The organism is Ensifer oleiphilus (assembly GCF_013371465.1).
GTDB classification, from domain to species: domain Bacteria; phylum Pseudomonadota; class Alphaproteobacteria; order Rhizobiales; family Rhizobiaceae; genus Ensifer; species Ensifer oleiphilus.
In genome coordinates this window covers 110,100-133,900 of the sequence record NZ_JABWDU010000006.1, presented here as the reverse complement: position 1 = coordinate 133,900, position 23,801 = coordinate 110,100, and the positions used below count along the sequence as shown (strand labels likewise).

At 62.5% G+C, this 23,801-nt stretch carries 25 protein-coding genes; 12 read left to right on the top strand and 13 right to left on the bottom strand.

What is annotated here, in order from left to right:
* Positions 1-32: 32 nt before the first annotated feature.
* Positions 33-236, bottom strand: a complete 204-nt coding sequence (locus HT585_RS22040; protein ID WP_077500646.1) for a YdcH family protein — start codon at positions 234-236, stop codon at positions 33-35.
* A 212-nt stretch (positions 237-448) separates the two neighbouring features.
* On the opposite strand from HT585_RS22040, the gene HT585_RS22035 reads away from it, so the two are divergent.
* Complete coding sequence (locus tag HT585_RS22035) at positions 449-622, top strand: YdcH family protein (RefSeq protein ID WP_065780944.1); 174 nt, start codon at positions 449-451, stop codon at positions 620-622.
* A gap of 161 nt (positions 623-783) precedes the next feature.
* Here HT585_RS22035 and HT585_RS22030 read toward each other — a convergent pair whose 3' ends face one another.
* Together HT585_RS22030 and HT585_RS22025 are read right to left on the bottom strand one after the other, a co-directional pair.
* Positions 784-1,044 (bottom strand): ArsR/SmtB family transcription factor, encoded by a 261-nt coding sequence (locus HT585_RS22030; protein ID WP_176354949.1) that lies wholly within the window; start codon positions 1,042-1,044, stop codon positions 784-786.
* A gap of 98 nt (positions 1,045-1,142) precedes the next feature.
* Positions 1,143-1,922, bottom strand: a complete 780-nt coding sequence (locus tag HT585_RS22025) for a sulfite exporter TauE/SafE family protein (RefSeq protein WP_176354948.1) — start codon at positions 1,920-1,922, stop codon at positions 1,143-1,145.
* 102 nt (positions 1,923-2,024) lie between these two features.
* On the opposite strand from HT585_RS22025, the gene HT585_RS22020 reads away from it, so the two are divergent.
* The 6 genes from HT585_RS22020 to HT585_RS21995 all read left to right on the top strand — a co-directional run bounded on the left by HT585_RS22020 (position 2,025) and on the right by HT585_RS21995 (position 9,344).
* The gene (locus HT585_RS22020) at positions 2,025-2,678 is read left to right on the top strand and encodes a thiamine phosphate synthase (protein WP_176354947.1); all 654 of its coding nucleotides are present in this window, start codon (positions 2,025-2,027) and stop codon (positions 2,676-2,678) included.
* 9 nt (positions 2,679-2,687) lie between these two features.
* Entirely contained in the window at positions 2,688-3,926 is a 1,239-nt protein-coding gene (locus HT585_RS22015; RefSeq protein WP_246707843.1) for a tetratricopeptide repeat protein, read from the top strand.
* 380 nt (positions 3,927-4,306) lie between these two features.
* Positions 4,307-5,107, top strand: coding sequence for an inositol monophosphatase family protein (locus tag HT585_RS22010; protein ID WP_176354946.1), 801 nt, complete (start codon positions 4,307-4,309; stop codon positions 5,105-5,107).
* Between the two features lie 254 nt (positions 5,108-5,361).
* Entirely contained in the window at positions 5,362-6,465 is a 1,104-nt protein-coding gene (locus HT585_RS22005; RefSeq protein WP_176354945.1) for a MotA/TolQ/ExbB proton channel family protein, read from the top strand.
* Positions 6,466-6,468: 3 nt separating this feature from the next.
* Positions 6,469-7,500: a peptidoglycan -binding protein gene (locus HT585_RS22000; protein ID WP_176354944.1), complete on the top strand. Its 1,032-nt coding sequence runs from the start codon at positions 6,469-6,471 to the stop codon at positions 7,498-7,500.
* A 194-nt stretch (positions 7,501-7,694) separates the two neighbouring features.
* Complete coding sequence (locus HT585_RS21995; RefSeq protein WP_176354943.1) at positions 7,695-9,344, top strand: FAD-binding dehydrogenase; 1,650 nt, start codon at positions 7,695-7,697, stop codon at positions 9,342-9,344.
* Between the two features lie 391 nt (positions 9,345-9,735).
* Here HT585_RS21995 and HT585_RS21990 read toward each other — a convergent pair whose 3' ends face one another.
* Together HT585_RS21990 and HT585_RS21985 are read right to left on the bottom strand one after the other, a co-directional pair.
* Positions 9,736-10,728, bottom strand: coding sequence for a Bug family tripartite tricarboxylate transporter substrate binding protein (locus tag HT585_RS21990; protein ID WP_176354942.1), 993 nt, complete (start codon positions 10,726-10,728; stop codon positions 9,736-9,738).
* Positions 10,729-10,859: 131 nt separating this feature from the next.
* The gene (locus tag HT585_RS21985; protein ID WP_176354941.1) at positions 10,860-12,662 is read right to left on the bottom strand and encodes an ABC transporter transmembrane domain-containing protein; all 1,803 of its coding nucleotides are present in this window, start codon (positions 12,660-12,662) and stop codon (positions 10,860-10,862) included.
* A 209-nt stretch (positions 12,663-12,871) separates the two neighbouring features.
* Between HT585_RS21985 and rpmE the strand changes: the two genes are divergently transcribed.
* Complete coding sequence (rpmE, locus tag HT585_RS21980; protein WP_053249635.1) at positions 12,872-13,093, top strand: 50S ribosomal protein L31; 222 nt, start codon at positions 12,872-12,874, stop codon at positions 13,091-13,093.
* Positions 13,094-13,283: 190 nt separating this feature from the next.
* On the opposite strand, the gene rcdA is transcribed toward rpmE, so the two are convergent.
* The 3 genes from rcdA to HT585_RS21965 all read right to left on the bottom strand — a co-directional run bounded on the left by rcdA (position 13,284) and on the right by HT585_RS21965 (position 15,633).
* Entirely contained in the window at positions 13,284-13,802 is a 519-nt protein-coding gene (gene rcdA / locus HT585_RS21975) for a protease adaptor protein RcdA (RefSeq protein WP_077500665.1), read from the bottom strand.
* 351 nt (positions 13,803-14,153) lie between these two features.
* Complete coding sequence (locus HT585_RS21970; RefSeq protein ID WP_176354940.1) at positions 14,154-14,342, bottom strand: DUF1192 domain-containing protein; 189 nt, start codon at positions 14,340-14,342, stop codon at positions 14,154-14,156.
* Positions 14,329-15,633, bottom strand: coding sequence for an MFS transporter (locus tag HT585_RS21965; RefSeq protein WP_176354939.1), 1,305 nt, complete (start codon positions 15,631-15,633; stop codon positions 14,329-14,331). Before HT585_RS21965 ends, HT585_RS21970 begins: the two co-directional genes overlap by 14 nt.
* Before the next feature lie 260 nt (positions 15,634-15,893).
* Between HT585_RS21965 and HT585_RS21960 the strand changes: the two genes are divergently transcribed.
* Positions 15,894-16,049, top strand: coding sequence for a hypothetical protein (locus HT585_RS21960; RefSeq protein WP_176354938.1), 156 nt, complete (start codon positions 15,894-15,896; stop codon positions 16,047-16,049).
* 122 nt (positions 16,050-16,171) lie between these two features.
* Positions 16,172-18,106, top strand: a complete 1,935-nt coding sequence (locus HT585_RS21955) for a TPR end-of-group domain-containing protein (RefSeq protein ID WP_176354937.1) — start codon at positions 16,172-16,174, stop codon at positions 18,104-18,106.
* Positions 18,107-18,214: 108 nt separating this feature from the next.
* Here HT585_RS21955 and HT585_RS21950 read toward each other — a convergent pair whose 3' ends face one another.
* The gene (locus HT585_RS21950; RefSeq protein WP_176354936.1) at positions 18,215-19,723 is read right to left on the bottom strand and encodes a DHA2 family efflux MFS transporter permease subunit; all 1,509 of its coding nucleotides are present in this window, start codon (positions 19,721-19,723) and stop codon (positions 18,215-18,217) included.
* Between the two features lie 105 nt (positions 19,724-19,828).
* Here HT585_RS21950 and HT585_RS21945 point away from each other — a divergent pair, with 105 nt between their 5' ends.
* Both HT585_RS21945 and HT585_RS21940 read left to right on the top strand, forming a co-directional pair.
* The gene (locus tag HT585_RS21945) at positions 19,829-20,377 is read left to right on the top strand and encodes a TetR/AcrR family transcriptional regulator (RefSeq protein ID WP_176354935.1); all 549 of its coding nucleotides are present in this window, start codon (positions 19,829-19,831) and stop codon (positions 20,375-20,377) included.
* Positions 20,378-20,440: 63 nt separating this feature from the next.
* On the top strand, positions 20,441-20,944 hold the full coding sequence (locus tag HT585_RS21940; protein ID WP_176354934.1) for a GrpB family protein: 504 nt from the start codon (positions 20,441-20,443) through the stop codon (positions 20,942-20,944).
* Between the two features lie 23 nt (positions 20,945-20,967).
* Here HT585_RS21940 and HT585_RS21935 read toward each other — a convergent pair whose 3' ends face one another.
* The 4 genes from HT585_RS21935 to HT585_RS21920 form a co-directional block, all read right to left on the bottom strand.
* On the bottom strand, positions 20,968-21,312 hold the full coding sequence (locus HT585_RS21935) for a DUF6616 family protein (protein WP_176354933.1): 345 nt from the start codon (positions 21,310-21,312) through the stop codon (positions 20,968-20,970).
* A 10-nt stretch (positions 21,313-21,322) separates the two neighbouring features.
* Complete coding sequence (locus HT585_RS21930; RefSeq protein WP_176354932.1) at positions 21,323-22,090, bottom strand: DNA alkylation repair protein; 768 nt, start codon at positions 22,088-22,090, stop codon at positions 21,323-21,325.
* On the bottom strand, positions 22,087-22,620 hold the full coding sequence (locus HT585_RS21925; protein WP_176354931.1) for a MarR family winged helix-turn-helix transcriptional regulator: 534 nt from the start codon (positions 22,618-22,620) through the stop codon (positions 22,087-22,089). Before HT585_RS21925 ends, HT585_RS21930 begins: the two co-directional genes overlap by 4 nt.
* Before the next feature lie 99 nt (positions 22,621-22,719).
* Positions 22,720-23,655, bottom strand: coding sequence for a PhzF family phenazine biosynthesis protein (locus tag HT585_RS21920; protein ID WP_210270520.1), 936 nt, complete (start codon positions 23,653-23,655; stop codon positions 22,720-22,722).
* Positions 23,656-23,801: the final 146 nt, after the last annotated feature.

Sequence of the window (23,801 nt, the reverse complement as noted above, 5' to 3'; positions counted from 1 at the left end):
CGTGGTGTCGAGCACGTCTTTAAGGTTCCGCTTCAGGCGATGATGTCGGGAATGATCTGATCTTCGATCTTGGTGATCTTGTCCTTGATGACCAGCTTCTTCTTTTTCATGCGCTGAACTCTCAGCGCATCGCAGCCGGTCTGGATCATGGCGTTGATGGCAGCATCATAGTCTTCATGTTCCTGCCTCAGCCGCGCGGCGGTCAATCTGAGTTCGGCCTGGTCCTGGTCCGGCATGCAAAGCGATCCCCATCAGCCCGGTTGCGAAGTCCTCCTCGAACCGGAATTTCATGCGCCGCTCTATCACATCTTGGGCGGTAACGGGAAGTTATCCGTCGTCATCATTTCGCCTTCGACAAATGAAAAATGGCGTGGCACAGTAGTAAGGTTACAACCATGGAACATCCGGCATTTACCTGCCGGATGCAAGCAAAAGGAAGGGACTGCCAATGACCATTGAGGCTCATCTTGCAACGCTTGAGAAAAAACATGGCGCACTGGAGCAGGAGCTCCATGCAGCAATGAACCAGCCGTCCACCGAGGACGAAATGATCAGCGACATCAAGCGAAGGAAGCTGCGCATCAAGGACGAAATCGAAAGGCTTCGCTCCTCGACTCACTGATTATGAACGGTATTTCCCAGTAACAACGGGAGGTGTCCTCTCCAAGGAGACGACGCAACAAGGTTCACAAACAATCCCCTCAACGGAATATACGGATCGCTCGACCGGGTTTGAGACCCGGTCGATTTGTGTCAGGCGTCGGTTACGCTTCCACCAGCGGATCACGCCCAGAACTGGTCCAACCAAAGGTTGAGTCTGTCGAAGCCGGGGCGGTTGATGGCGTATATACGCCGAGTGCCATTGGCCGAAACTGAAACCAGCTTACAATCCAGCAGAGCCTTGAGGTGCTGCGATACCGCCGGGCGGCTGATCGGCAGTCCCACGGCCAATTCGTTGACCGTCTTGGGTGCACGCCGCAGCTCCTCCAGCAGGTAGCGCCGGTTGGGATCCGCGATGGCATCGAAAGGGTCCGCGATGGTCATGAGACGACGTTAGGCGAATTCTTCAAGGGCAGCAAGAAAATTGTGCATTGCGGTATTTGTCTTTTGCCTTGCAACATGACGATTTGCTTTTGTTGCCTTCAAGCGCCGGCCAGCAGGCTGTTGAGCCCATCCCACAGCAGTTTAAGTCCGGCGATAAAGGCCATGCCATACATGAAGGGATAGAAAATCTGCGGCTTCATCCGGCGAACGACGAAGGCGCCGCAGACGGTGGCGGCCATCGCCAGCGGAAACAGCGTCGCCGAGATTTTCAGATTGCTCATGTCGAGCTGTCCCAGCGCGAAATAGGGGATCAGCTTGACGGCATTGAGGATGGCGAAGAAGCGCACGATCGTGCCTGTATATTCACGCGGATCGAGTTGCAGCGGCAGGGCGTAGATCTGGAAGGGCGGCCCGCCGGCATGGGCGACGAAGCTGCCGTAGCCGGCAAACGAGCCCCAGAGCGTCGCTGGTCCCGCCCGTTGCTGCTTCGGCGTGATGGTTATCCCATTGCGCGTGCGCCAGACATTGTAGACATAGCGCAGCACAAACAGCACGGTGATGAGGCCGATGATCAGGCGCAGAAGATCGCGCGAGACATAGGCTGATGTGGCCCAACCGATGAGAATGCCGGCGATGGCGCCGGGCAAAAGCATGATGAGGGTTTTGCGATCGCCACGCTTGCGCCACATCCAGAGCGAAACGACGTCCATCGCGATCAGGATCGGCAAAAGCAATGCGGCCGCCTGCACCGGCGAGACCGCCATCGACAGGATCGGCACGCCCATCAGCGAAAGAGCCTCGCCCATGCCGCCCTTGGAGAGGCCAACGAGAAGAACCGCCGGGATGGCGACGAGATAGAAGTCCAGGTCGGGAAGCATCGGTGGCGGTTGATCCTTTTGACGTCTCCGTCTATCGGTTTTCCCAAACGAAATCGAGCGCTGGTTTCCGCCTGATGGCGGGCACAGCCGGAAATGGATGTCATGAGCAAGACAAGTGAACGCTGCCGCCTGGTGCTGATCGCACCTGAGATCGCCGATCCGGCGCAACGCGCCAAGGTGCTTGCCGACGCCCTGAAGGGCGGCGACGTCGCTTCGGTGATCGTGCCGCAATACGGCCTCGACGATGGCGAGTTCCAGAAACACGCCGAGCTTCTCGTACCGATCATCCAGGAGGCAGGCGCTGCTGCGCTGATCGACGGCGACAGCCGCGTGGCCGGTCGCGCCAAGGCCGATGGCCTGCACATCTCGGGCAATGCCGAAGCGCTTCGCGAGGCGGTGGAGAAGCACACGCCGAAGCTCATCGTCGGCGGCGGCAATGCGGCCGACCGCCATCACGCGCTGGAAGTTGGCGAGGTGCGCCCGGACTACGTGTTCTTCGGCAAGACCGATGGCGACATCAAGCCGGATGCACATCCGAAGAACCTGGCGCTTGCCGAATGGTGGGCCTCGATGATCGAGATCCCCTGCATCGTCATGGGTGGCACGGATCCACAATCGGCGCTGGCAGCCGCGGAAACCGGCGCCGAGTTCGTGGCGTTGCGGCTGGCCGTCTTCGCCGAGCCCGAGCAGGCGCCGTCGGTCGTTGCTGCCGTCAACGCGCTTCTTGACGAAAAAGCGCCACGGTTTGAAGATTAAGACGTGTCGATGTTGAACCGACTGCCTTCAAAGCTCAGCTGGGGCGTTGCCCTCCTTGCCGCCGCCGCTGCCGCGGCGATGCCGGCGCTTGCACAGGAGCAACCGGTTCCCGTGCAGGAACAAGCAGTTCCTGCACAAGAGCAGCCGGTTCTTGCGCAGGAGAAGCCTGCCGCAACACAGGAGCAAGGCGTCAAGGCGGATGACGGTGGCGCTGGCAAACGCGGCCGCATTACGCCCTTCAATGGAGCCGCCATGCCGGAAGGCGGCACGGTCGCCGGCAAGCCTGGGGGCAAACCGGGTGATCCGTTGGAAAAGAAGAAGGCCGGAGACGGCACGGTGCCGTCGCAAGGCGTGAATGTCTTCGATCGCATGGGCGCGGAGTTGCCGGCCTTGCCGGCGGAAAAACCGTTTGCCGGCAAGGTCGACGAAGCCTACGGCGCTTTCCAGCGGGGCTATTATCTGACGGCGATGGATCTGGCGCTTCCGCGGGCCCAGCTTGGCGATCCGGCGGCCCAGACGCTCGTTGCAGAAATCCTGCAACAAGGCCTTGGCGTCGTGCGCAATGCCAAGCAGGCGGCGTTCTGGTACGGACAGGCGGCAGAAAACGGCAACCCGGCGGCGATGTTCAAATATGCGCTCATCCTGATGGAAGGGCGTTACGTCAAGCGCGACCGGAAGAAATCCGAAGAACTGATGAAGAAGGCGGCCGATCTCGGCAATGCGTCGGCCCAGTTCAACTATGGGCAGACGCTGGTGGCCGACAGCCCCGGGCCCAAGGGTCTCAAGGCCGCGATGCCCTACTACGAGAAATCGGCCGAGCAGGGCATTGCCGACGCGCAATATGCGCTGTCGCAGATCTACCTTAACGTCGATGGCATCGACGACGGCAAGCGGGCAAGGGCGAGAGGGTGGCTGCTTCGCGCTGCCCATGCCGGTTATGATACGGCGCAGCTCGACATCGCCATCTGGATGATCGAAGGCATCGCCGGCGAACGCAACCTGGAGGACGGTTTCGGCTGGATGAAGCGGGCGGCAGAAGGCGGCAATGTCGTGGCGCAGAACCGGCTGTCGCATCTCTATGTCAATGCCATCGGCACCCGGCCCAATCCGGTCGAAGCGGCCAAGTGGTATGTGCTGTCGCGCCGCGCCGGCCTCAAGGATGATGCGTTGGAAGACTTCTACCTCGGTCTCAACGAGCAGCAACAGAAGGCGGCACTCAGCGCGGCCAACAAGTTTCGCTCGACCTGACCTGCATTCATCTGGATGTTTCCTTAAATCATATTCGATTTAGGGATAAAACATGCAGCAACGATCAAAGTGCTACAGCGACCTTTGCGCGTCTAATAAGACGAGCGGCGCTGCAGGCGCCTGAATCTCGACCGTTCGGTGGAGCCAGGTGCTATTTCTCTTGAACTTCCGGGGCTTTTGTGGTCTTGAAGCCCCGATTTCAGCCCCTGGCGCCATGGCTTTCCGGCCCGCCCCAGGGCGGAGTGATCTTCACTCGGTTTTTTGACGATGGAACTCGATGACAAGCCTTGCCCGAACGGCAGGCGTTTCGCGTTTCGTCACACAGGTTCAATGTCCGATCGAGAAGGCTCGATCGGCCTTCGCTTCACAAGGATCGCCAGATGGCCCGTTCAGCTCTTCTCAATGTCATGGTCCAGGCCGCCTTCAAGGCCGGCAAGTCGCTCGCGCGCGATTTCGGTGAAGTACAGAACCTGCAGGTCTCTCTCAAGGGACCGGGCGACTACGTGTCGCAGGCCGACCGTAAGGCCGAAAAGCTGATCCGCGAAGAACTGCTGAAGGCGCGTCCGACCTATGGCTTCCTCGGCGAAGAAGGCGAGGAGATCATCGGCACCGATGGCGCCCATCGCTGGATCGTCGATCCGCTCGACGGCACCACCAACTTCCTGCACGGCATTCCGCATTTCGCTGTCTCGATCGCGCTTGAACGCCAGGGCGAGATCGTCGGTGCCGTCGTGTTCAACCCTGCGACGGACGAACTCTACACGGCCGAGCGCGGCGGTGGCGCCTTCCTCAACGACCGTCGTCTGCGCGTGGCTGCGCGCAAGGCGCTCTCGGATGCGGTGATTGCCACCGGCACACCGCACCTCGGCCGCGGCAATCACGGCAAATACCTGATCGAGCTGCGTCACGTGATGGGCGAAGTCGCCGGCATCCGTCGCATGGGCTCGGCTTCGCTCGATCTCGCTTATGTCGCTGCCGGCCGTTTCGACGGCTACTGGGAGCGCGACCTTGCAGCCTGGGACATTGCGGCCGGCGTGCTGCTGATCCGCGAGGCCGGTGGCTGGTCGACGGATATCGACGGCGGCTCCAAGCCGGTCGACGAAGGTTCGATCGTCTGCGGCAACGAGTACATCACCAAGGCGCTGCGCGACGTCGTTCACCGTCCGATCCCGACGAAATAATCAACGACCGTTCGTTTCACGGCTGCCAAGCCTCCGTTGCTCCACGCATCGGAGGCTTTTGTTTTTCCTTCATTTCGGCGCAAAGTTCGCCTAAGGCGCCCCGCGTCAAACATCACGCGCCATGGACGCTGCGGCGCTCCAAACCGGCTGTATAACTTTCTCCTTAATTCGATTCCGATTTGAGGAATTATGCAGTAGGCTCCGACGCGTCGCGGCACCGTTCCGCCAAATGCAACCGGGAGAATGGTATACCCATGACGAAACTGCATCTGTCCGGGTGGGACGGTCGGGAAGGCGTGGAAGCAGATTACAATCCGCATAAGCTTTCGAGCCCCATGCATTTTTTCTGGACCATGGTGATCTTCCTGATCATTGTCGGTTTCGTCGGCGCGATCCTCTTTCGGCAGGCACACAATGCCTTTCTCGCCAATCCGGGCCTCAACGGGCTGATCCTCGGGGTGCTGTTGATCGGCATCCTCCTGGCGTTCAATCACGTGCTCGGGCTTCGCCCCGAAGTGCGCTGGTTCAATTCGTTCCGCGCCGCCGGCAGCGCCGACAAAGTCGGACGCGATCCCGTCCTGCTGGCGCCGATGCGCGCGCTGATCGGCGGTCGCCAGACGGCGATCTCGACGACGGCGCTCAGGTCGATCCTGGACTCGATTGCAACGCGCTTGGATGAATCGCGCGATACCACGCGCTACCTGACCGGCCTTCTCGTCTTCCTCGGCCTGCTCGGCACGTTCTGGGGCCTGCTCGGTACAATCGGCTCGATCAACACCGTCATCCAGTCGTTGGACGCCGGATCCGGCAGCACCGAAGACGTGCTTGGCGCCCTGAAGACAGGCCTTTCGGCGCCGCTCACCGGCATGGGAACGGCCTTCTCGACGTCGCTTTTCGGTCTTGCCGGCTCGCTGATCCTCGGCTTCCTCGACCTGCAGGCGGGCCGGGCGCAGAACCGCTTCTACACCGAGCTTGAAAACTGGCTGTCCTCCGTCACCGATGTCGGGTCGGAACTGTCCATGACAGGCGACCTGCCTTCCGGTGCGCCGGTCGAGGAGCTGAAGCGCCTGACGGATCAGCTCGTCCGCCTTAACCATGAAGGTGGCTCCAACCAGCGCACGACGGCGGCGATGGCGAGCCTTGCCGAAGGCATTCAGGGGCTGGTCAAGAACATGCGTGGCGAGCAGCAGATGCTGCGCGACTGGATCGAGGCGCAGCAGGAAGAGGCCAAGGCCATGCGAAAGACGCTGGACAAGCTGACGACGCGCATCGGCCACTCCGAGCGCATTACGGTTAACGGCGAGAAATCCGGATCGCAGGCCAAACACAGCCATGCGGACGACACCGGAGGGGAATGATCCATGGCGCTTGCCCGCAAAGGCCGTACACAGCGCACGATCGACTACTGGCCGGGATTCGTCGACGCCTTGTCGACGCTGCTCTTGTCGATCATGTTTCTGCTCAGCGTCTTCGTGCTGGCGCAGTTCCTGCTCAGCCGCGAGATCAGCGGTAAGGACGAGGTGCTGACCCGGCTGAACAGCCAGATCAACGAACTCACGCAGCTCCTGGCGCTTGAAAAGAGCGGCAAGCAGGATCTCGAGGATTCGCTTGCCAATCTCCAGGCTTCACTCTCCCAGTCGGAAGGCGAGCGCTCGCGCCTTCAGGCCCTGCTCGACAAGGGCGAGGGCAGTGCCGATGCGGCCAACGAGAAGCTGGGACGCGTCGGCGCCGAGCTTGATGCCGAACGCCAGACCAGTGCTCGCGCCATGAGCCAGATCGAGCTGCTGAACCAGCAGATCGCGGCGCTGCGCAGCCAGATCGCAGCGATCGAAGAGGCGCTGCAGGCATCCGAGGCCAAGGACCAGTCGTCGCAGACCAAGATCGCCGATCTCGGCCGCCGCCTGAATGTCGCGCTGGCGCAACGGGTGCAGGAGCTGAACCGCTATCGCTCCGATTTCTTCGGGCGGCTGCGCGAAATCCTGTCTGATCGCGAAAACATCCGCATCGTCGGCGACCGCTTCGTCTTCCAGTCCGAAGTGCTTTTCCCTTCGGGCGGCAACGAACTCAACCCTGAGGGGCAGGCCGAAATGGCCAAGCTTGCCTCGGCCCTGCTCGATCTCGCCAAGGAGATTCCAGCCGAGATCAACTGGGTGCTGCGCGTCGACGGGCACACGGACAACGTCCAGCTTTCCGGCACCGGCCGTTATGCCGACAACTGGGAGCTTTCGTCTGCCCGTGCCACATCCGTCGTCAAGTTCCTGATCTCGATGGGCGTGCCGGCCGATAGGCTGGTTGCCGCCGGTTTCGGTGAGTATCAGCCGATCGCCGAGGGCGACAGCGTCGAGGCGCGGTCGCAGAACCGTCGCATCGAGCTGAAGCTGACCGAGAAATAGGCGGGCTGACCGGGATGTCGCCGGCCCGGCCTCTTGATCTAGCGCCCTTGAATTGACCTTGACGTACGCGTAACACTTGCGACCGAGGGCTGCGCGACGCCTGCATGCTCGGGAATGCCGGAGAGGGCCTTGTATTCCTGGGGATGCGAGGAAGGCGCTTGCATTCCTCGGGGACGCAGGGGAGGGCGCCTTGGATGGATTGTGATGTACTCGTGGTCGGTGACGGGCTTGCCGGCCTTGTGGCGGCGTCGGAGGCAGCAGCCCTTGGTCGCAAGGTAATCGTCCTCGATCAGGAGGGCGAACAAAACCTCGGCGGCCAGGCCTTCTGGTCGCTTGGCGGCCTGTTTTTCGTCGACAGTCCCGAGCAGCGTCGCATGGGCATCAGGGACAGCCGAGAGCTTGCCCGCCAGGACTGGATGGGCTCGTCGCAGTTCGATAGGCCGGAAGATCACTGGCCGCGACTATGGGCCGATGCCTATCTGGATTTCGCTGCCGGCGAGAAGCGCAGCTGGCTGCATTCGCTCGGCATGCGCTGGTTTCCCGTCGTCGGCTGGGCCGAACGCGGCGGCGGCCTTGCCCATGGCCACGGCAATTCGGTGCCGCGCTTCCACGTCACCTGGGGCACTGGGCCCGCCGTGCTCGAGCCGTTCGTGCGGCTGACGCGCGAGGCCGAAAGCCGCGGCCTCGTGCGCTTTCGCTTCCGCCACCGCGTCGATGAGCTGGTAACGACGGATGGGGCGGTGACTGGTGCGCGAGGGTCGGTGCTCAAGGCCGATCCGGTTGGCCGCGGTCAGCGCAGCTCACGCGATGTCGCTGGCGATTTCGAGATATCGGCGGGTGCGGTCATCGTGACCTCGGGCGGCATCGGCGGCAACCAGGAGCTGGTGCGGCGCAACTGGCCGCGCAAGCGGCTGGGCCAGCCGCCGGCGACGATGGTCTGCGGCGTGCCGCACCATGTCGATGGCCGGATGCTGGAGATAGCGTCACGCGCTCGCGGCTCGGTGATCAATTCCGACCGCATGTGGCACTATACCGAAGGCCTGAAGAACTTCGACCCGATCTGGCCGGATCACGGCATCCGCATCCTGCCCGGTCCCTCGTCGTTCTGGTGCGATGCCGATGGTAACCGCTTTTCCGCACCGGCGATGCCGGGATTTGATACGCTCGGCACGCTCAAGGCCATTCGCGACAGCGGTCATGACTACAGCTGGTTCATCCTAACGCGGGCCATCATCAAGAAGGAATTCGCGCTCTCCGGCTCCGAACAGAATCCTGACCTGACCGGCAAGAGCATCGCGCTTCTTCTCAAGCGCCTGGGCAAGAACCCTCCCGGGCCGGTACAGGCCTTCATGGACAAGGGTGAAGATTTCATCGTTCGCGACCGGCTCGACGATCTCGTGCCGGCGATGAATGCGCTGACCGGCGAAAACCGGCTTTCGCTCGATCACCTGCGCGAGCAGATCGAGGCGCGCGACCGCGAGATCAGCAATTCCTTCTCGAAGGACGCGCAGGTGACGGCGATCCGCGGCGCCCGATCCTACCGCGGCGACCGGCTGCTGCGCACCGCCAAGCCGCACCGCCTGCTCGATCCCAAGGCCGGGCCGCTGATTGCCGTCCGGCTGCACATCCTGACGCGCAAGACGCTCGGCGGTTTGCAGACCAACCTGTCGGGTCAGGTGCTCGAACAATCCGGCGCGCCGGTACCGCGGCTTTACGCGGCAGGCGAAGTCGCAGGCTTCGGCGGCGGCGGCATGCATGGCTACAACGCCCTCGAAGGCACGTTTCTCGGCGGTTGCATCTATTCCGGTCGGGTGGCCGGGCGGGGCGCTGCCGGGGCGGCTTGAGCGAACCCAAACGGCTATCGTTGTCCGTATATCCTGCCCCTCACCCTAGCCCTCTCCCCGCAAGCGGGGAGAGGGGACGTGTGCTGCGGCGGGACCACTGCTTGTGGCGGCAGAACCTTTCCAGGCAAACGTGAAGCGTTTTCGTTCAAGGCGTGCGCGAGGGGCAGCACTTCAATGATTCTGCATGAGAGGAAAGCGCTCCATGTTGGGAGCATGTGCCACCATGTCCCTACTTCCGTTGGGGTGGACATGGGAGGCATGTCGCCGTCAGGCGCTGCATGCGAGGTCAAATCAGTTCGCGCGGCAATGTCCCTTCTCCCTGCATGCGGGGAGAAGGTGGCGGCAGCCGGATGAGGGGCTGATCCGCCCGATGGGATCAGATGGCTTGGGATCAATCCATCTGGATGTTGGCGTCGCGAACGACGGGCGTCCACTTTGCCAGTTCCGCCTTCACGTGCGCGCCGAGCTCCGCAGGCGTCGAGCCGACGATGGTGGCGCTGAACTCCTTCATGCGTTCGACCACGGCCGGATCGGCAAGCGCCTTGTTGGCGGCTTCGTTGAGGCGCGCGACAACCGGCTCTGGCGTATTGGCAGGCGCAAACAGCGCGTTCCAGGTGTAGGTTTCGTAGCCCGGAATGCCGGCCTCAGCGACTGTCGGCACATCGGGGAAGGAGGGCGCCCGTTCGGCCGTGGTCACCGCAAGCGCCCGCAAGGTGCCGGCCTTGATGTGCCCGGAGGAGGAAGGCAGGTTGTCGAACATGATCGGCACCTGGTTGCCGATGACATCGTTCAGCGCCGGGCCTGCACCCTTGTAGGGAATATGCTGCATGTTGACGCCCGCCATCTTCTTGAAGAGTTCGCCGGAGAGGTGCAACGGCGTGCCGTTACCCGACGAGGCGTAGGCATATTCGTCGGGCTTGGCCTTCAGGAGCGCCAGCAGTTCCTCGACGGTCTTGGCCGGCAGCTCCGAATTGACCACCAGCACGTTCGGCACGACCACCAGAAGCGAAATCGGCGCGAAGTCCTTTTCCGGGTCGTAGGGCTTGGTCTTGAGGATCAGCGGGTTGAGCGCGTGGGTCGCGACCGTGCCCATGAGGATCGTGTAGCCGTCCGGATCGGCGCGCGCGACATTGTCGGCACCGAGGTTGCCGCCGGCGCCAGCGACGTTCTGGACGATGACCTGCTGGCCGAGATCTTCCGACATCTTCTGCGCCACGATGCGCGCCACCACGTCGGTCGAGCCGCCGGCGGCAAAGGGAACGACGAGCGTGACGGCGCGATCCGGAAAGCCTTGAGCGCTTGCCTGGGTGCCGGATCCGAAAACGGTGAGTGCAGTGAAACCGAGGGCAAGCGCTGCTCGCCGGGTCAAGTTCGAAAACGTCATGAGGGTCCTCCCTGGACAGTCCGCGTCTGTCATGGCGGCCAAAAAAAGCCGGCACCTATAGAATAGGGGCCGACTTTCCAGCTGCAATGGCGTGCCGGGCATGCCGGCATCAGACTATCGTCGAGTTTGTATTACTTGTTTGGGCTCAGGAACAGTTCTTCGGCGCCGTGGTTGAACTGCAACCGGGCCAGCTTCGCATAGAGCCCGTCCTGGCGGATCAGCGAGGCATGCGTTCCCTCTTCGACCACCCGGCCGTGCTCCATCACGAGGATACGGTCTGCCTTCAGGACGGTTGCGAGCCGATGGGCGATGACGATGGTTGTGCGCTCATGCAGCAAGCCTTCGAGCGCCTTCTGCACCAGCGTTTCGCTTTCGGCGTCGAGTGCGGAGGTGGCCTCGTCGAGCAGAAGGATCGGCGCATTGCGCAGGATGGCGCGGGCAATGGCGATGCGCTGGCGTTGGCCGCCGGAGAGCGTGATGCCGCGCTCGCCCACAAGCGTGTCGTAGCCCTTTTCCATCCGGCCGATGAACTCATCGGCCTGGGCGGCGACGGCTGCAGCGCGCACGGCCTCGCGGCTAGCACCAGGCAGGCCGAAGGCAATGTTGTCGTGAACGGAGGAGGCGAAGATGGTGACGTCCTGCGGCACGATCGCCAGGCGGGCGCGCAGATCCTTCGGGTCGACGGTGCGGATATCGACGCCATCGACGGTGACGGCGCCCTTCGCCGGATCGTAGAACCGCAGCAGCATCGAGAACACGGTGCTTTTGCCCGCGCCGGACGGGCCGACGATGGCAACGGTTTCGCCGGGCTTGATCGCAAAGCTCAGGCCGTTCAGGCTCTTGTAATCGGGACGTGCCGGGTAGGCGAAATAGACGTCGCCGAAGCTGATGGCGCCAAGCGCCGGTGACGGAAGAGCGACAGGATTTGCCGGCGCCTTGATATCAGGAACTTCCGTTAGCAGTTCGTTCAACCGCTCCGCAGCACCGGCTGCCTGCGAAAGCTCGCCCCAGACCTCGGACAGCGAGCCGAGACTGCCGGCGGCAAAGACCGAATAAAGCAGGAACTGGCTGAGTGTGCCGGCCGAGAGATTGCCTGCCAGAACGTCGCGCGCTCCGAACCAGAGCACTGCGACAACGCTGCCGAACACCATGGTAATGGCAAAGGCCGTCAAAACGGAACGCGCCTTGATCGCCGAGCGCGCGGCGCCGAAGGCATCTTCGACCGCTGTGCCGAAGCGGTTGTTGGCGATGTCTTCGCTGTTGAAGGCCTGAACGGTGCGCGAGGCGGCAATCGCCTCGCCGGCATAGGCCGATGCCGTTGCCAGCGTGTCCTGCGCCTCGCGTGAGCGCCGGCGCACGGAGCGGCCGAAGCCGACCAGCGGAAACACGATCACCGGAATTGCCGCCAGCACCAGGCTCGACAGCTTCGGGCTGGTATAGACCATCATGCCGATGGCGCCGAGACACAGGATCAGGTTGCGAAGGGCGACCGATGCCGTCGCACCGACGGCGGACTTGAGCTGCGTGGTGTCGGCGGTCAGCCGCGAGACGATTTCGCCCGACTGGTTGACGTCGAAGAACGACGCTGAAAGGCGGGTGACGTGCTGAAAGACGTTGCGGCGGAGATCGGCGACGATGCGTTCGCCAAGCGTAATGACGAAGTAGTAGCGCGCTGCACTCGCCAAGGCGAGGATGATGGCGAGCATCATCAGCATCGCGAAATAGGTATTGATGAAGCCACTATCGGAATTGGAGAAGCCGTTGTCGACCATGCGCCTGACGGCGAGCGGCAGCGTCAGGGTCGTTATCGCCGCGGTTACGAGCGAAATTCCGGCGCCGATGACCAGATAGCGGTAGCGCGAGAGGTATGGCAGCAGCGTTGCGAGAGGGCGAATGGATTTGCGCGCTGGCGACTGGTTTTCTCGTTCGGACACATGACCCCCGTTCGCCAATCACGGAGGGGGCGGGTTTGCCCATGAGTCTTCCGCGCGGCACTTGTTATCCCGCAGACCTTGATGTATAGGCACGGCATCGAATTGGGAAGCCGTGGCCCATCAGGCGGTCCGCGGCTTCATTTACGTGTTCGGTCTCGAAGTCGCAATGCCTTGCGACAATTGGACCCCGGAACTCTAGGAAGATCGTTATGAAGGCAGATATCCATCCCGACTATCACCTGATCAAGGTGGTCATGACTGACGGCACCGAATACGAAACCCGCTCGACCTGGGGTTCGGAAGGCGCCACCATGAACCTGGAAATCGACCCGAAGTCGCACCCGGCCTGGACGGGCGGCAACCAGCAGCTCATGGACCGCGGCGGCCGCGTTTCCAAGTTCAAGAAGCGCTTCGAAGGCCTCGGCCTCTAATCGCACGCTCTCTTGGCGCGTATTCGAAGCCCGGCTCTGCCGGGCTTTTTGTTGTTCTGATTTCCGTTTCCGATCCAGGAGGGGATTTCGATCCCTGTGAAATGCGGGCGTGCCTGATCGGCGCATGAAAAAACCCGGCTCCAAGGCCGGGTCTGTTTCGCTGGCAGCAAACTGCCGAAAATCTTCAAAATCAGTTGGTGCCAAAGGCTGTCTGCAGTAGCTTGATCTGTGCCTTGACGCCGTTCTGGTTGTCCGGAACGAAGGTCGAGGCTTCCTGCGGGCGATAGATCTCGCGGTCGAGCAGGGCGACGCGGTTCTGCAGGCGCAGCGAGCGCTCGATGAGGTCGCGGAACGATTCCGGAAGCTCGCTCCAGCCAGGTGCGCTGCGGTCGACGTTGAAGCTGTCGAGGCGAACCTTGCTCTTTTCCGAAAGGACCTGATCGCGGCTCATCTCGCCATTGTTGACGGCGCGCTGAAGCAGGAGCCACGATGCCATCTGCATCAGGCGGGTGGTGAGCCGCATGGATTCTGCTGCGTAGAGGACCGATGCCATGCGCGGCAGGACCTTGGATGCCAGGCGACCGGGACCATCGAGATAGCTCGCGGTTTCTTCGACCAGACCCATGCCTTCCGAATAGAGCGCCTTGAACTGCGCCGACGCCGCCGCGTGCCCCGCGAAACTGACGGTATTCAATCCTCTTTCGGACATGACCTGTTTTCCCTGGTTCAAACGCATCACGACAGTCGGGTAACGGGCGGCTTTGGGAAAAGTTTCCTTGCCGGCCTCTATGCCTGAAGAATGATGCCATAGCGCATTTCACGCAAGAGCATTCTTAAGAAAGGGTTAATCTCCACAATTCTTTGCAGCGCCGTATGACAAAACAAAAAAAGAGCCGCGGAAAGCGGCTCTCAAGGTAAAACAGGGAGAAAAATCAGACCCATTCGCCAGTCGGAGAAATTGTCTGAGTCCGGAAAGCTCCGGATGATCAGACAATCGCAGAGAATGCTTAATATACAGTTAAACAAGCGTCGTTTCGGGCCGATTGTCCTTGTGCCGCCGTCAGCGAAACAGGCTTTCGGCCGCCGACCGGCTCGCCGATTTGCGCTCGCGTTCCGCCTCGAGCCGACCGATTTCCTCGTTCAGCAGCGCGATGCGCAGGGTGAGTTCGTCAACGGACAGCAACGACAGGTCGCTGCCGATTTCATGTACCAATTTTTTCTTTGGCTGGTCTTCGTCAAACAGGCCCATTCGGCTTCTCCTCCTGTTCGGGGTCGATCTCGACGTCCTGATCGTGTGTCTCATCGAAGGGGGCCGCACGCGGGGAGAGCTGCAGGCTCTCGGGCGTCATCGCCGTTCCGGCATTGATCGGCGAGAAGGCATCGCGCTCGGCGACGGGCACCGGCGCGCGCATGCGGCTGCGGATGATGGCGTAGGCGGTGATCAGGATATGGGCACATGCGGTGATCATGAACAGCCCATAGGGGCCGGTCGCGGTCATGACCGGGCCGCCGATGGTCGGGCCGATGATGGTGCCGATGCCATAGAGCAGCAGCAGGCCGCCGGAAACCTTGACGAAATCCTCGGCGGTCGCAAAGTCGTTGGCATGCGAAACGGCGATCGGGTAGAGCGCGTTGGCGGCGGCACCGTAGATCGCGATCAGTGTCAGCACGATCCAGACCTGGGTGGGTTCCACCAGGAAAATCAGCAGACCCGCAAGCGCGCCGACGCCGGCAAGGGCGGCCAGCACGTAGCGCCGATCGATGCGGTCGGAGAGGCGTCCGGCCGGCAGCTGCATCACGGCGCCGGCAAAGATTGCGACGCTCATCATCGCCGCCACGGTGCTGTCGGAGAGGCCCGCCTGGCGGCCGAATACGGCGCCGAGCGTGCCGAAGGCACCATTGGCGATGCCGACGAGCAGGATGCCGAGGAACGAGACCGGGGAATTGCGATAGAGCCCGCGCAGGTCGAGCTGGACCTGCTTCAGCGGCTGCGGCGTGGCGGCCTTCGACAAAAGGGTCGGCAGCATCGCGACGCAATAGAGAATGCCACAGATCATGAAGAGCGTGCTGGTCGAGGTATCGCCGAACGGGATCATCATCTGGCCGCCGACGACGCCGAAGAGCGTGATGGCGATGTAGAGGGAAAAGATGACGCCGCGGCTCTCATTGGTGGCGCGTTCGTTGAGCCAGCTTTCGATGATCATCGAGGTGCCGGCGGTGGCAAAGCCAGTGAGCGCACGCAGGATCAGCCACCAGGTTGGGTCGATCAGAATGCCGGTCATCAGCGCGACGATGGCGATCAGCGACGAAAAGACGCTAAAGGCGCGCACATGGCCGATGCGCTTGACGACATTAGGTGCAAAGAAGCAGCCCAGCACGAAGCCCGCGGCCCACGAGGTGCCGATCAGGCCGAGGATGGTGGTGGGGTAGCCCTCGGCCGTGCCCCTGACCGGCAAAAGCAGGCCCTGCAGGCCGTTGCCCAGGAAGAGAAACAGCGTGCCCAGCAGGAGAGAGGCGACGGGGAGCAGGTTTTTTCTCATCATCCATCCGAAAATCGTTCTGCCGTCAGCAAGTTAGGGCGGCGTGCCCTGAATTGCCAGCCGGATTCTGTCCAGCCGGTCATTGCAAATCGGCGGCGGAAACAATAGCCCTCTAATGCATCGTCCCGAGAATCGATATCGAATTGTGGGATCAAAAGCAGGTGTGTGCCGCGACTGCGCGTGCGCTACATGCGACGACAAGGTGACGGCGGTGTGACGCTTCGCCGGGTTGGGGAACGTCCCCTGAGGATAGGCTGGATATGTCGAAGGCGCTGGCGATCATTCTGCTTCTGGCGATGGCCATCCAGCTGATCTGGCCGATCGGCTTACCGGGCCTGAGGCAGCGCCGCGATTTCTGGAAGATCGCCGTCTTCGCGATCGCCATGATGATGGTCACCGTCCTCGTTCGACCCTGACGGGTCCAATTGTCAGCGGTGCGATGCCACGGTTGTGCCTTTGGAAACTGTGCCGATCGATCTACTCTGCTATACCGTTACTCGATCAATAGTAGTAGCTGGAAAAGTGCGCAGGACAGATCATGAAGAACGCGCTAGATTGTCCGCTTCATCACGGAGATGAATTCGGGGGTTACTTGGAACGCCGCCTTGCTGCCATCCTCGCTGCCGATGTCGTGGGCTACAGCCGTCTCATAGGTGCTGACGAAACCGGTACGCTGGCCGCCATGAAGCGGCACAAGACCGAGTTGGTCGACCCGAAGGTCAGCCGGCACAAAGGCCGGATCGTCAAGCTGACCGGCGACGGCATTCTGGTCGAGTTCGCGAGCGTCGTGAACGCGGTTGCCTGCGCCGTCGATATTCAGCGCGGCATGCTCATTCGCAACGAAGACGTCCCGCAACTGAAGCGCATCGAGCTGCGCATCGGCGTGCACCTGGGCGACGTGATCGTCGAGGACGGCGATATTTTTGGAGACGGCGTCAATGTCGCAGCCCGGCTCGAGGGCCTCGCCGAACCCTCCGGCATCGCCGTATCTGCTTCGGTGCGCGACCATGTCGGCTCCAGGCTCGATGTCGGCTTTGTCGACAAGGGCCAGCATGCACTGAAGAATATCGCGGCCGGCGTCCATGTCTATTCCGTCGCGCTGGGTGCGCCGACCAAGATCGCCAAGGTGGTGAACGGGACCCATACGGTAACCGTCGACGATGGTTATGGACTGTCCGTCGCCGTTCTGCCCTTCACCAATATGAGCCACGATCCGGAGCAGGAGTATTTTTCCGACGGTATCACCGAGGACATCATCACCGACCTGTCGAAGATCTCGCGCCTCCACGTGGTCGCCCGCAACACGGTCTTTACATACAAGGGGCGGTCGGTGCGGGTCAAAACGGCGGCGCAGGAACTCGGCGTCCGCTTCATCCTCGAGGGCAGCGTGCGCAAGGCCGGCGGGCGGGTTCGCATCACCGGGCAGCTGATCGATGCGCTGACCGGCACGCATTTGTGGGCCGACCGCTACGACCGCGATCTCACCGACATCTTCGCCATTCAGGACGAGATCACCCACGCTATCGTCAACCAGCTGCGCATCAAGCTGTTGCCTGAGGAAAAAAAGGCGATCGAGCGGGACCCGACGACGAGTGTCGAAGCCTATACCTATTATCTGCGCGGCCGGCGGTTCTCGCATGCCTGGACGCGCTCCTATCTGCTGCTTGCCCGGCGCATGTTCCAGAAAGCCGTCGAGCTCGACCCGAACTTCGCCCGTGCCTATGCCGGCATCGCCGATTGCGAATCCGCCCTTCGCGACTGGCATGAGCACGAGTTTCCGCTCGAAAGCATCTTAAGCACGAGCGCGCGGGCACTGGAGCTCGATCCTGACCTCGCCGAGGCCCACGCTTCCAGAGGCCTGGTCCTGCATCAGGACGGGCAAAGCGAAGAGGCTGTTGCCGAGTTCGAACGCGCACTGGCGCTCGATCCCCAGCTCTACGAGGCAAATTTTCACTATGGCCGCTTTCTCTTCATGCGCGGTGAGTTCGAGACGGCGATCGAGTTTTTCAAGCGGGCGGCGGAAATCCGGCCGGACGACTACCTTTCGCCGATCCATCTGATGAGCGCCTACAAGTCGCTCGGCCAGGAGACCGAGCGCGGACATTGGGCGAAGATCGGCATCTCCCGGGCGGAACGGGCGCTGGAGTCGCATCCGGAAAACTCTGGTCCGGCGCATCGCGGCGCGTTGGCGCTGGCGCATATGGGCGAGGCGGATCGCGCGCGCGAATGGGCGGCCTGTGCGATCGCCATCGATCCCGACGATATCGTCGCACGCTACAACACGGCCTGCGTCTATTCGATCCTCGGTGATGTCGATACGGCGCTCGATATGCTCGAGAGCCTGTTGCCGAAGAGTTCCTGTTACCAGCTGCTGTGGTTCAAGCAGGATTCCGATCTGGATGCGGTTCGCCACCATGTGCGCTTCCAGGCCATGGTGGAGGCGATCGCCCAATGCGAGGCAGTCAAGCACTGATCCCTGCTGCCTAACGCCTTCAATCGGCATGGATCTAGGTAAGATCATGGAGGGCAATGAGAGTGTCACAGCGTCGCGCGTCAGTTTTCACGCGCGGCGCTGGAGGGATCAATGGCCGCGGTAGGATTGAACCGGTTGCCGTGACTTGCCGCGCGTGAACCACCAGATGCCGGCACCGGTCGTGACCAACAGACCAGTCGCCAACACGACAACGGCGACAAACGCCTTTTCGAAGGCCGTCTTGGCGAGTGCCACCAGGCTTTCGGCGACATCGGGCGAAAGCTTTTCCGCCAGGATCAACGCTTCATCGAGGCTGTCGCGCGCGATCTCCGATATGCCAGCACCCTCCGGCAGCACGACGAAGGCGGTGTAGACCGCCGACATGACGCTGCCGAGCACTGCAATTCCGATGGCGCCGCCGAGTTCGAAGGAGACCTCCTCGATGGAGGCGGCCATGCCGGCGTGCTGCGGTGGGGCGTTGGACATGATGGCGCTGGAGGCGGCCGTCATCGTCGCGCCAACGCCGAGGCCGAGCACTATCAGGCTGACGATCTGACCGAGGACGCCGGCTTCGTGCACGGCCAGAAACGCACCGAGGCCGGCAGCCGCGGTGATGAGGCCGGTGCGCAGCACCATCTCGGGACCGAGACGCGGCAGCATCATGCCTGTCAGCGGGCCGGAAACGAAGGCGGCAAGCGGGATCGGCAGGATGAAGATGCCTGCCTCAAGCGGCGAATAGCCGGCAACGAGCTGAAGCCGTTGGCTGAGCACGAGCTCGACGCCGACGAGCGCTCCGGATGTCACCAAGGCTGCGGCGACGCCTGACGAAAAGGCGGCGTTGCGGAACAGGCGGAAGTCGATCATCGGGTGCGCGCTGCGCCTCTGCCGGCGCACGAAAAAGGCGAGCGCGACGGCGCCGATCACGGCGGCGATGAGCCCGGCCTGCGCCGACGGTTCGCGCTTGCTCATCTCCTTGATGGCATAGGCCAGGCCGACCAGGCCGACCATGATCTGGACGGAGCCGAGCGGGTCCCAAGGGTGCTCCTTGTTGCCCTTGCTATCAGGAAGCACGACCATGCCGAGCAGCAAGGCCACGGCGACGATCGGCACGTTGATGAGAAAGACCGAGCCCCACCAGAAATATTCGAGCAGGAAGCCGCCGAGCACCGGGCCGATGGCAGCGCCACCAGATGCGATGGCGGCCCAGATGCCGATCGCCAGCGCACGCTCGCGCTCGTCGGTGAAGGTCAACCGAATGATCGAGAGCGTCGCCGGCATCATCAGCGCGGCGCCCACCGCCAGAAGCACACGGCCGGCAATGAGGATCGACGGGTTCGGCGCATATGCGGCGATCAGGGAGGCGAGGCCGAAAACGGCGAGACCGGCAATGAACGGTCGCTTGTGGCCGAGCCTGTCGCCGAGCGTGCCTAGCCCCGGCAGCAGGCCGGCAACGACCAGTGCATAGGCATTGACGATCCAGAGTTTTTCCGAGGCGGAGGCGCCAAGATCGTGGGTCAGCCGGGGAAGGGCCGTGTAAAGCACGGTCATATCGACGACGATCAGCAGCAGCGCGCTCGACACGATGGCCAGAATGAGCCAGCGATTATGCGGGGACATGATACACCTCTGTGGCCGAACCGCTGCCTGCGGAACGAATGGCCTTGTTGACGTTGGTGCGGTTATATAAATACATACGTATGGAATTGAAAGAGGGATTCTGATATGGGACGACGCCGGACGATCGATCGCGACAAGGTGCTGGATGCGGCGGAGGCGACCGTGAGCGCCGTCGGTGCCGCCGGCCTGACGATCGACGCGGTCGCCAAGGCGGCGGGCATCACCAAGGGCGGCGTGCAATATTGCTTCGGCAACAAGGATGGGCTGATCGATGCGATGATCGAGCGCCGGTTCAACGAATTCGACAGCGCGGTGGCGGACGAAGTCGGAGGCGCGACCGATCCGGTAACGGCAATGCGCGCGCATGCGCAGGTGACGGCGCGCATGAATACGGCGGAGAACGCCCGCACATCCGGGATGATGGCAGCACTTCTGCAGCGTGAAGATCATATGGAACAGAACCGCGTGTGGTATCGCGGTCGTCTCGACAGCCTCGATCTGTCGACTGACGCGGGGCGCCGGGCGCGCCTTGCGTTTCTTGCCGCCGAAGGTACGTTTTTGCTGCGCAGCTTCGGCTTCGCCGAAATGGACGATGCGGAATGGCAGGACATCTTTGCCGATATCGTTGCCCTGGTGCCGAAGGAAGCCGACTGACAGGGAGCTTTCTACGCCCTGCAAGCTCCGGCGAGCCTTGGGGTTTCAAGCAAGGAGCAATGCATGCCGACCCCGGTCGAAGTGGTTGCCTACGACGATGCGTGGCCACAAGCGTTTGCCGCCATGTCGAAGCATCTTGTGAACCTGCTCGGCCCTGTCGTGATCGCGATCGACCATGTCGGCAGCACTGCCGTTCCGGGGCTCGCCGCGAAGCCGGTCATCGATATCGATGTGACGATGCGCAGCCCGGAGGCAATTGGAGCCGGGAGCACAGCACTCGTTGCGCACAGGTTTGTCTCGCGGGGAAACAGGTACGATGATGGTGTCTGGGCATTCGCCAAAAAGGGATCGCCGGGGCAGCGCGTCTATCTCTGCCCGCCCTTCAGCGACACCCATCGCCGCCGCATGATCTTTCGCGATCAGTTGCGTCAAAACCGTGAGATGGCGGACGCCTACGCAGCGTTGAAGCGAGGCCTTGCGGTCACGTTCCCATTCGATGGAGACGGCTACACCGCTGCCAAGACGCAATTCATCGCCGAAGTCGTCGAGCTTGCCAGACGGATCTGACCGACACGCTTGTGGATATGGCGTCAACCATTCGTCGCCGTCAGTTGGGCAAAGTGGCCGGGCAGATCCACTGCGCTACCGGCAGCGTTGATCGTTTCGAAGTAGTCGTGCCAGCCGGATGCCACGATGCCCGAGACAAGCGCGTCCAGTGCGGCTTCATCCGGGAACCGCCAGATGGCGAAGTAGGCGTGTGGTGCGGCGTGAAGTGTGCCGGCATCGACCTCGCCGAAGGCGACCGCCTCCACCCCGAGGTCCGACAGGTCAGCCAGACCGCTGCCGACGGCCTCGAAAAACCTGTGGCGACCGGCTGGGTCGAGCGCGAGCCAGGTCTGCTTCGGGGTGTAGAGTTCGCTCAGATAGTGGGTCATGGATTGTCTTTCAGGATCTGTCGATGGATCGAAGCGCGCGCTTGCAGATTCGGGTCGTTGCCGGGCTTTCGTGGCTGCGTTGCCAGGAGGCGCAGAGGTCCAGAACCCAAGCGGGACGGTCCTTGGCTGCGTCGTTCAACCAGTTTCCGACGGAATCCTGGACATAGCGCGACGGGTCCGCGTTCAACGGCTCAAGAATGGCAAGCGCCATTTCCGGATTTCGCTTCAGTGAAGCGATATGGCTGCACCAAACGCCGCGTGGACGGGTTGCTTCGCTTGCGAACCGGCGCAGGCGATCGGAGGGCGAGCCCGTCCAGGCGGCAAGACGGGAAATCGTGGTTGCGATGTCCTGCGCAAGCTGCGGCCGCACAGCGATCCATGCCCATTCGCGAACGCCGAAATGCGGATCGTCGGCAAGTGGACGGATCGCGGCGAGGCGGTCTTCAAGCGTAAGCGCCGTATTTGCGCCGACCATGAAGCAGGCCCAGCCGCGAACGGTGTCTGAGCGATGCTGCCGTAGCCCCGACACGGCGCCATCGCCAAGCCGCTCGCGGATCAGTTCGGCGGCGAGCGCCATGCGCCTGGAAATGCCACTGCTGGCGACAGCACCGATCGCGGCGAAAGCATCGTCGCCGACCTCCGGAACCGCCGCCCGCATCAAGGTTTCAAAATCGACTGCGAGGCATTCGGTCAGCGTCGAGGCTTCCACCAGTCCAGCGTTCAGCAGCGCCAGCCGTTGCGGGTCGATGTCCGCTATCCGCCGCAGGGCGGCGCTCATTGGGTGATCTCGCTTGCAGCTTTCGTCTGCACAGCCTTTCGCCCGCCATCGGTGTTGCGCCATGCGCGCTGGATGAGGGTGCTTAGCGTTTGCCGGTCGCTCTCGTCGAAACCGGCAAACAGCGATGCGATCCAGCGCGTATGGGTGTCGAACAGTTCGCGCGCCGCATCCTCGCCCTTTGGCGACAGCCGGACCAGCACCTTGCGGCGATCATCCTTGCTCTGCTGTCGGGCGAGAAAGCCGTCGCGCTCCAACCCGTCCAGAAGCCCGGTGACGGTTGCGCGGGTGACGCCGGCGCGGTCGGCGAGCTCATGCGGCGACAGGCCGTCCGGCAACTGGTGCAGGAGGAACAGCAACACGAACTTTCCTTCGGAGAGATTGTGGGGCGCCAACCGGGCGGCGCAGTCGCGATCGATCGCGGCCGCCAATGCTATCACTTCGAAGCACAGGCGCAGATTGGCGGTTGGGCCGTCGCCGCGTCGTTCAGCTTCATCAATCAGCGCGAGGTGTTTTTGTTCGAGAATTTCCATAAGGCGTCTTATGATATGGCGCCTAACTATCTGTCAAGAGTTTTATCCGGCGGCGGGCACGAGGATGCTCGCGCCGCCCGATCAGCTGGCTCGCGGCGCTCAAAGTGCGATGGAGCCACGCATCGCTGTCACGCAGGCGCCGGCGATGCTGGTCTTGCCGACGGTGCCGCCATTTTTGCTGACGCTGACCTCGATGATGCTTCGGCGCCCCATTTCGACGCCCTGCTCGATCGTCAGGTCGACGTCGATGGCGTCATCGGGCAGAAGCGAGACGAGATAGGCGCTGAGCGCGGCCGAGGCGCTGCCGGTCGCCGGGTCTTCGATGACGTTGTCGAGCGGTGCGAACATGCGGGCACGAAGGCGCCAGGGATTGCCAGTCGAGCGGGCGTAAAGGAACAGGCTGAAGCTGTCCTCGTCCGGTTTGTAGCGCTTGTTGGCCGCTTCGAAGGCGGTGACGTTGGGACGGGCCGCCGACAGGGCAGCGACATCCGTCAGTTCGGCAACGGCGAAGGGCAGCCCGACGGAAACGCGCACCGGCGCATGGTTACCCGTATCGATCGCATCGGACGGGACCATGGCGCAGGCAGCGATCGTCTCGACATCGATCGTTGGTCCGATGCTCAAAGGCCGCGGCACGACGATGCGCGCGCCGGTCACCGCGCCGTCCGCCCGCGACAGGGCCGCCTCGACGACCCCGGCCCGTTCTTCGAACCGCAAGTGGTTGTCAGGCACGCGCCCGAAAATCTCCGCCTGCCGGCCAAGCACGAAGGCGGTGCCGACATTCGGATGCCCGGCGAAGGGGATCTCCATCGTCGGCGTGAAGATGCGCACCCGCGCTGTGTTCCCAGGATTTTCCGGCGGCAGCACGAAGGTGACTTCGGAGTAGCCGAACTCGGTGGCGATCGCCTGCATCTGCTGGTCGTTCAAGCCTCGTGCGTCAGGGATGACCGCGAGTTGGTTGCCGGCAAAACGATCCTCGGTGAACACATCGACGGTGACATAGTCGACGGAGTGCACGGGTGAAAAAGACGTCATGAGCGCTCGCTTCCGATAGGTTCGGCGGCGATGCGCGCCGCCCGGTGGCCTGATGCGAAAGGCTTAAGGCAGGTGTCGGAGCCGGCAAAGACGGCAACTTGTCTTGGTGACAAGTTCAGGTCCGGGCAGCGCGCGGACCACGAAGG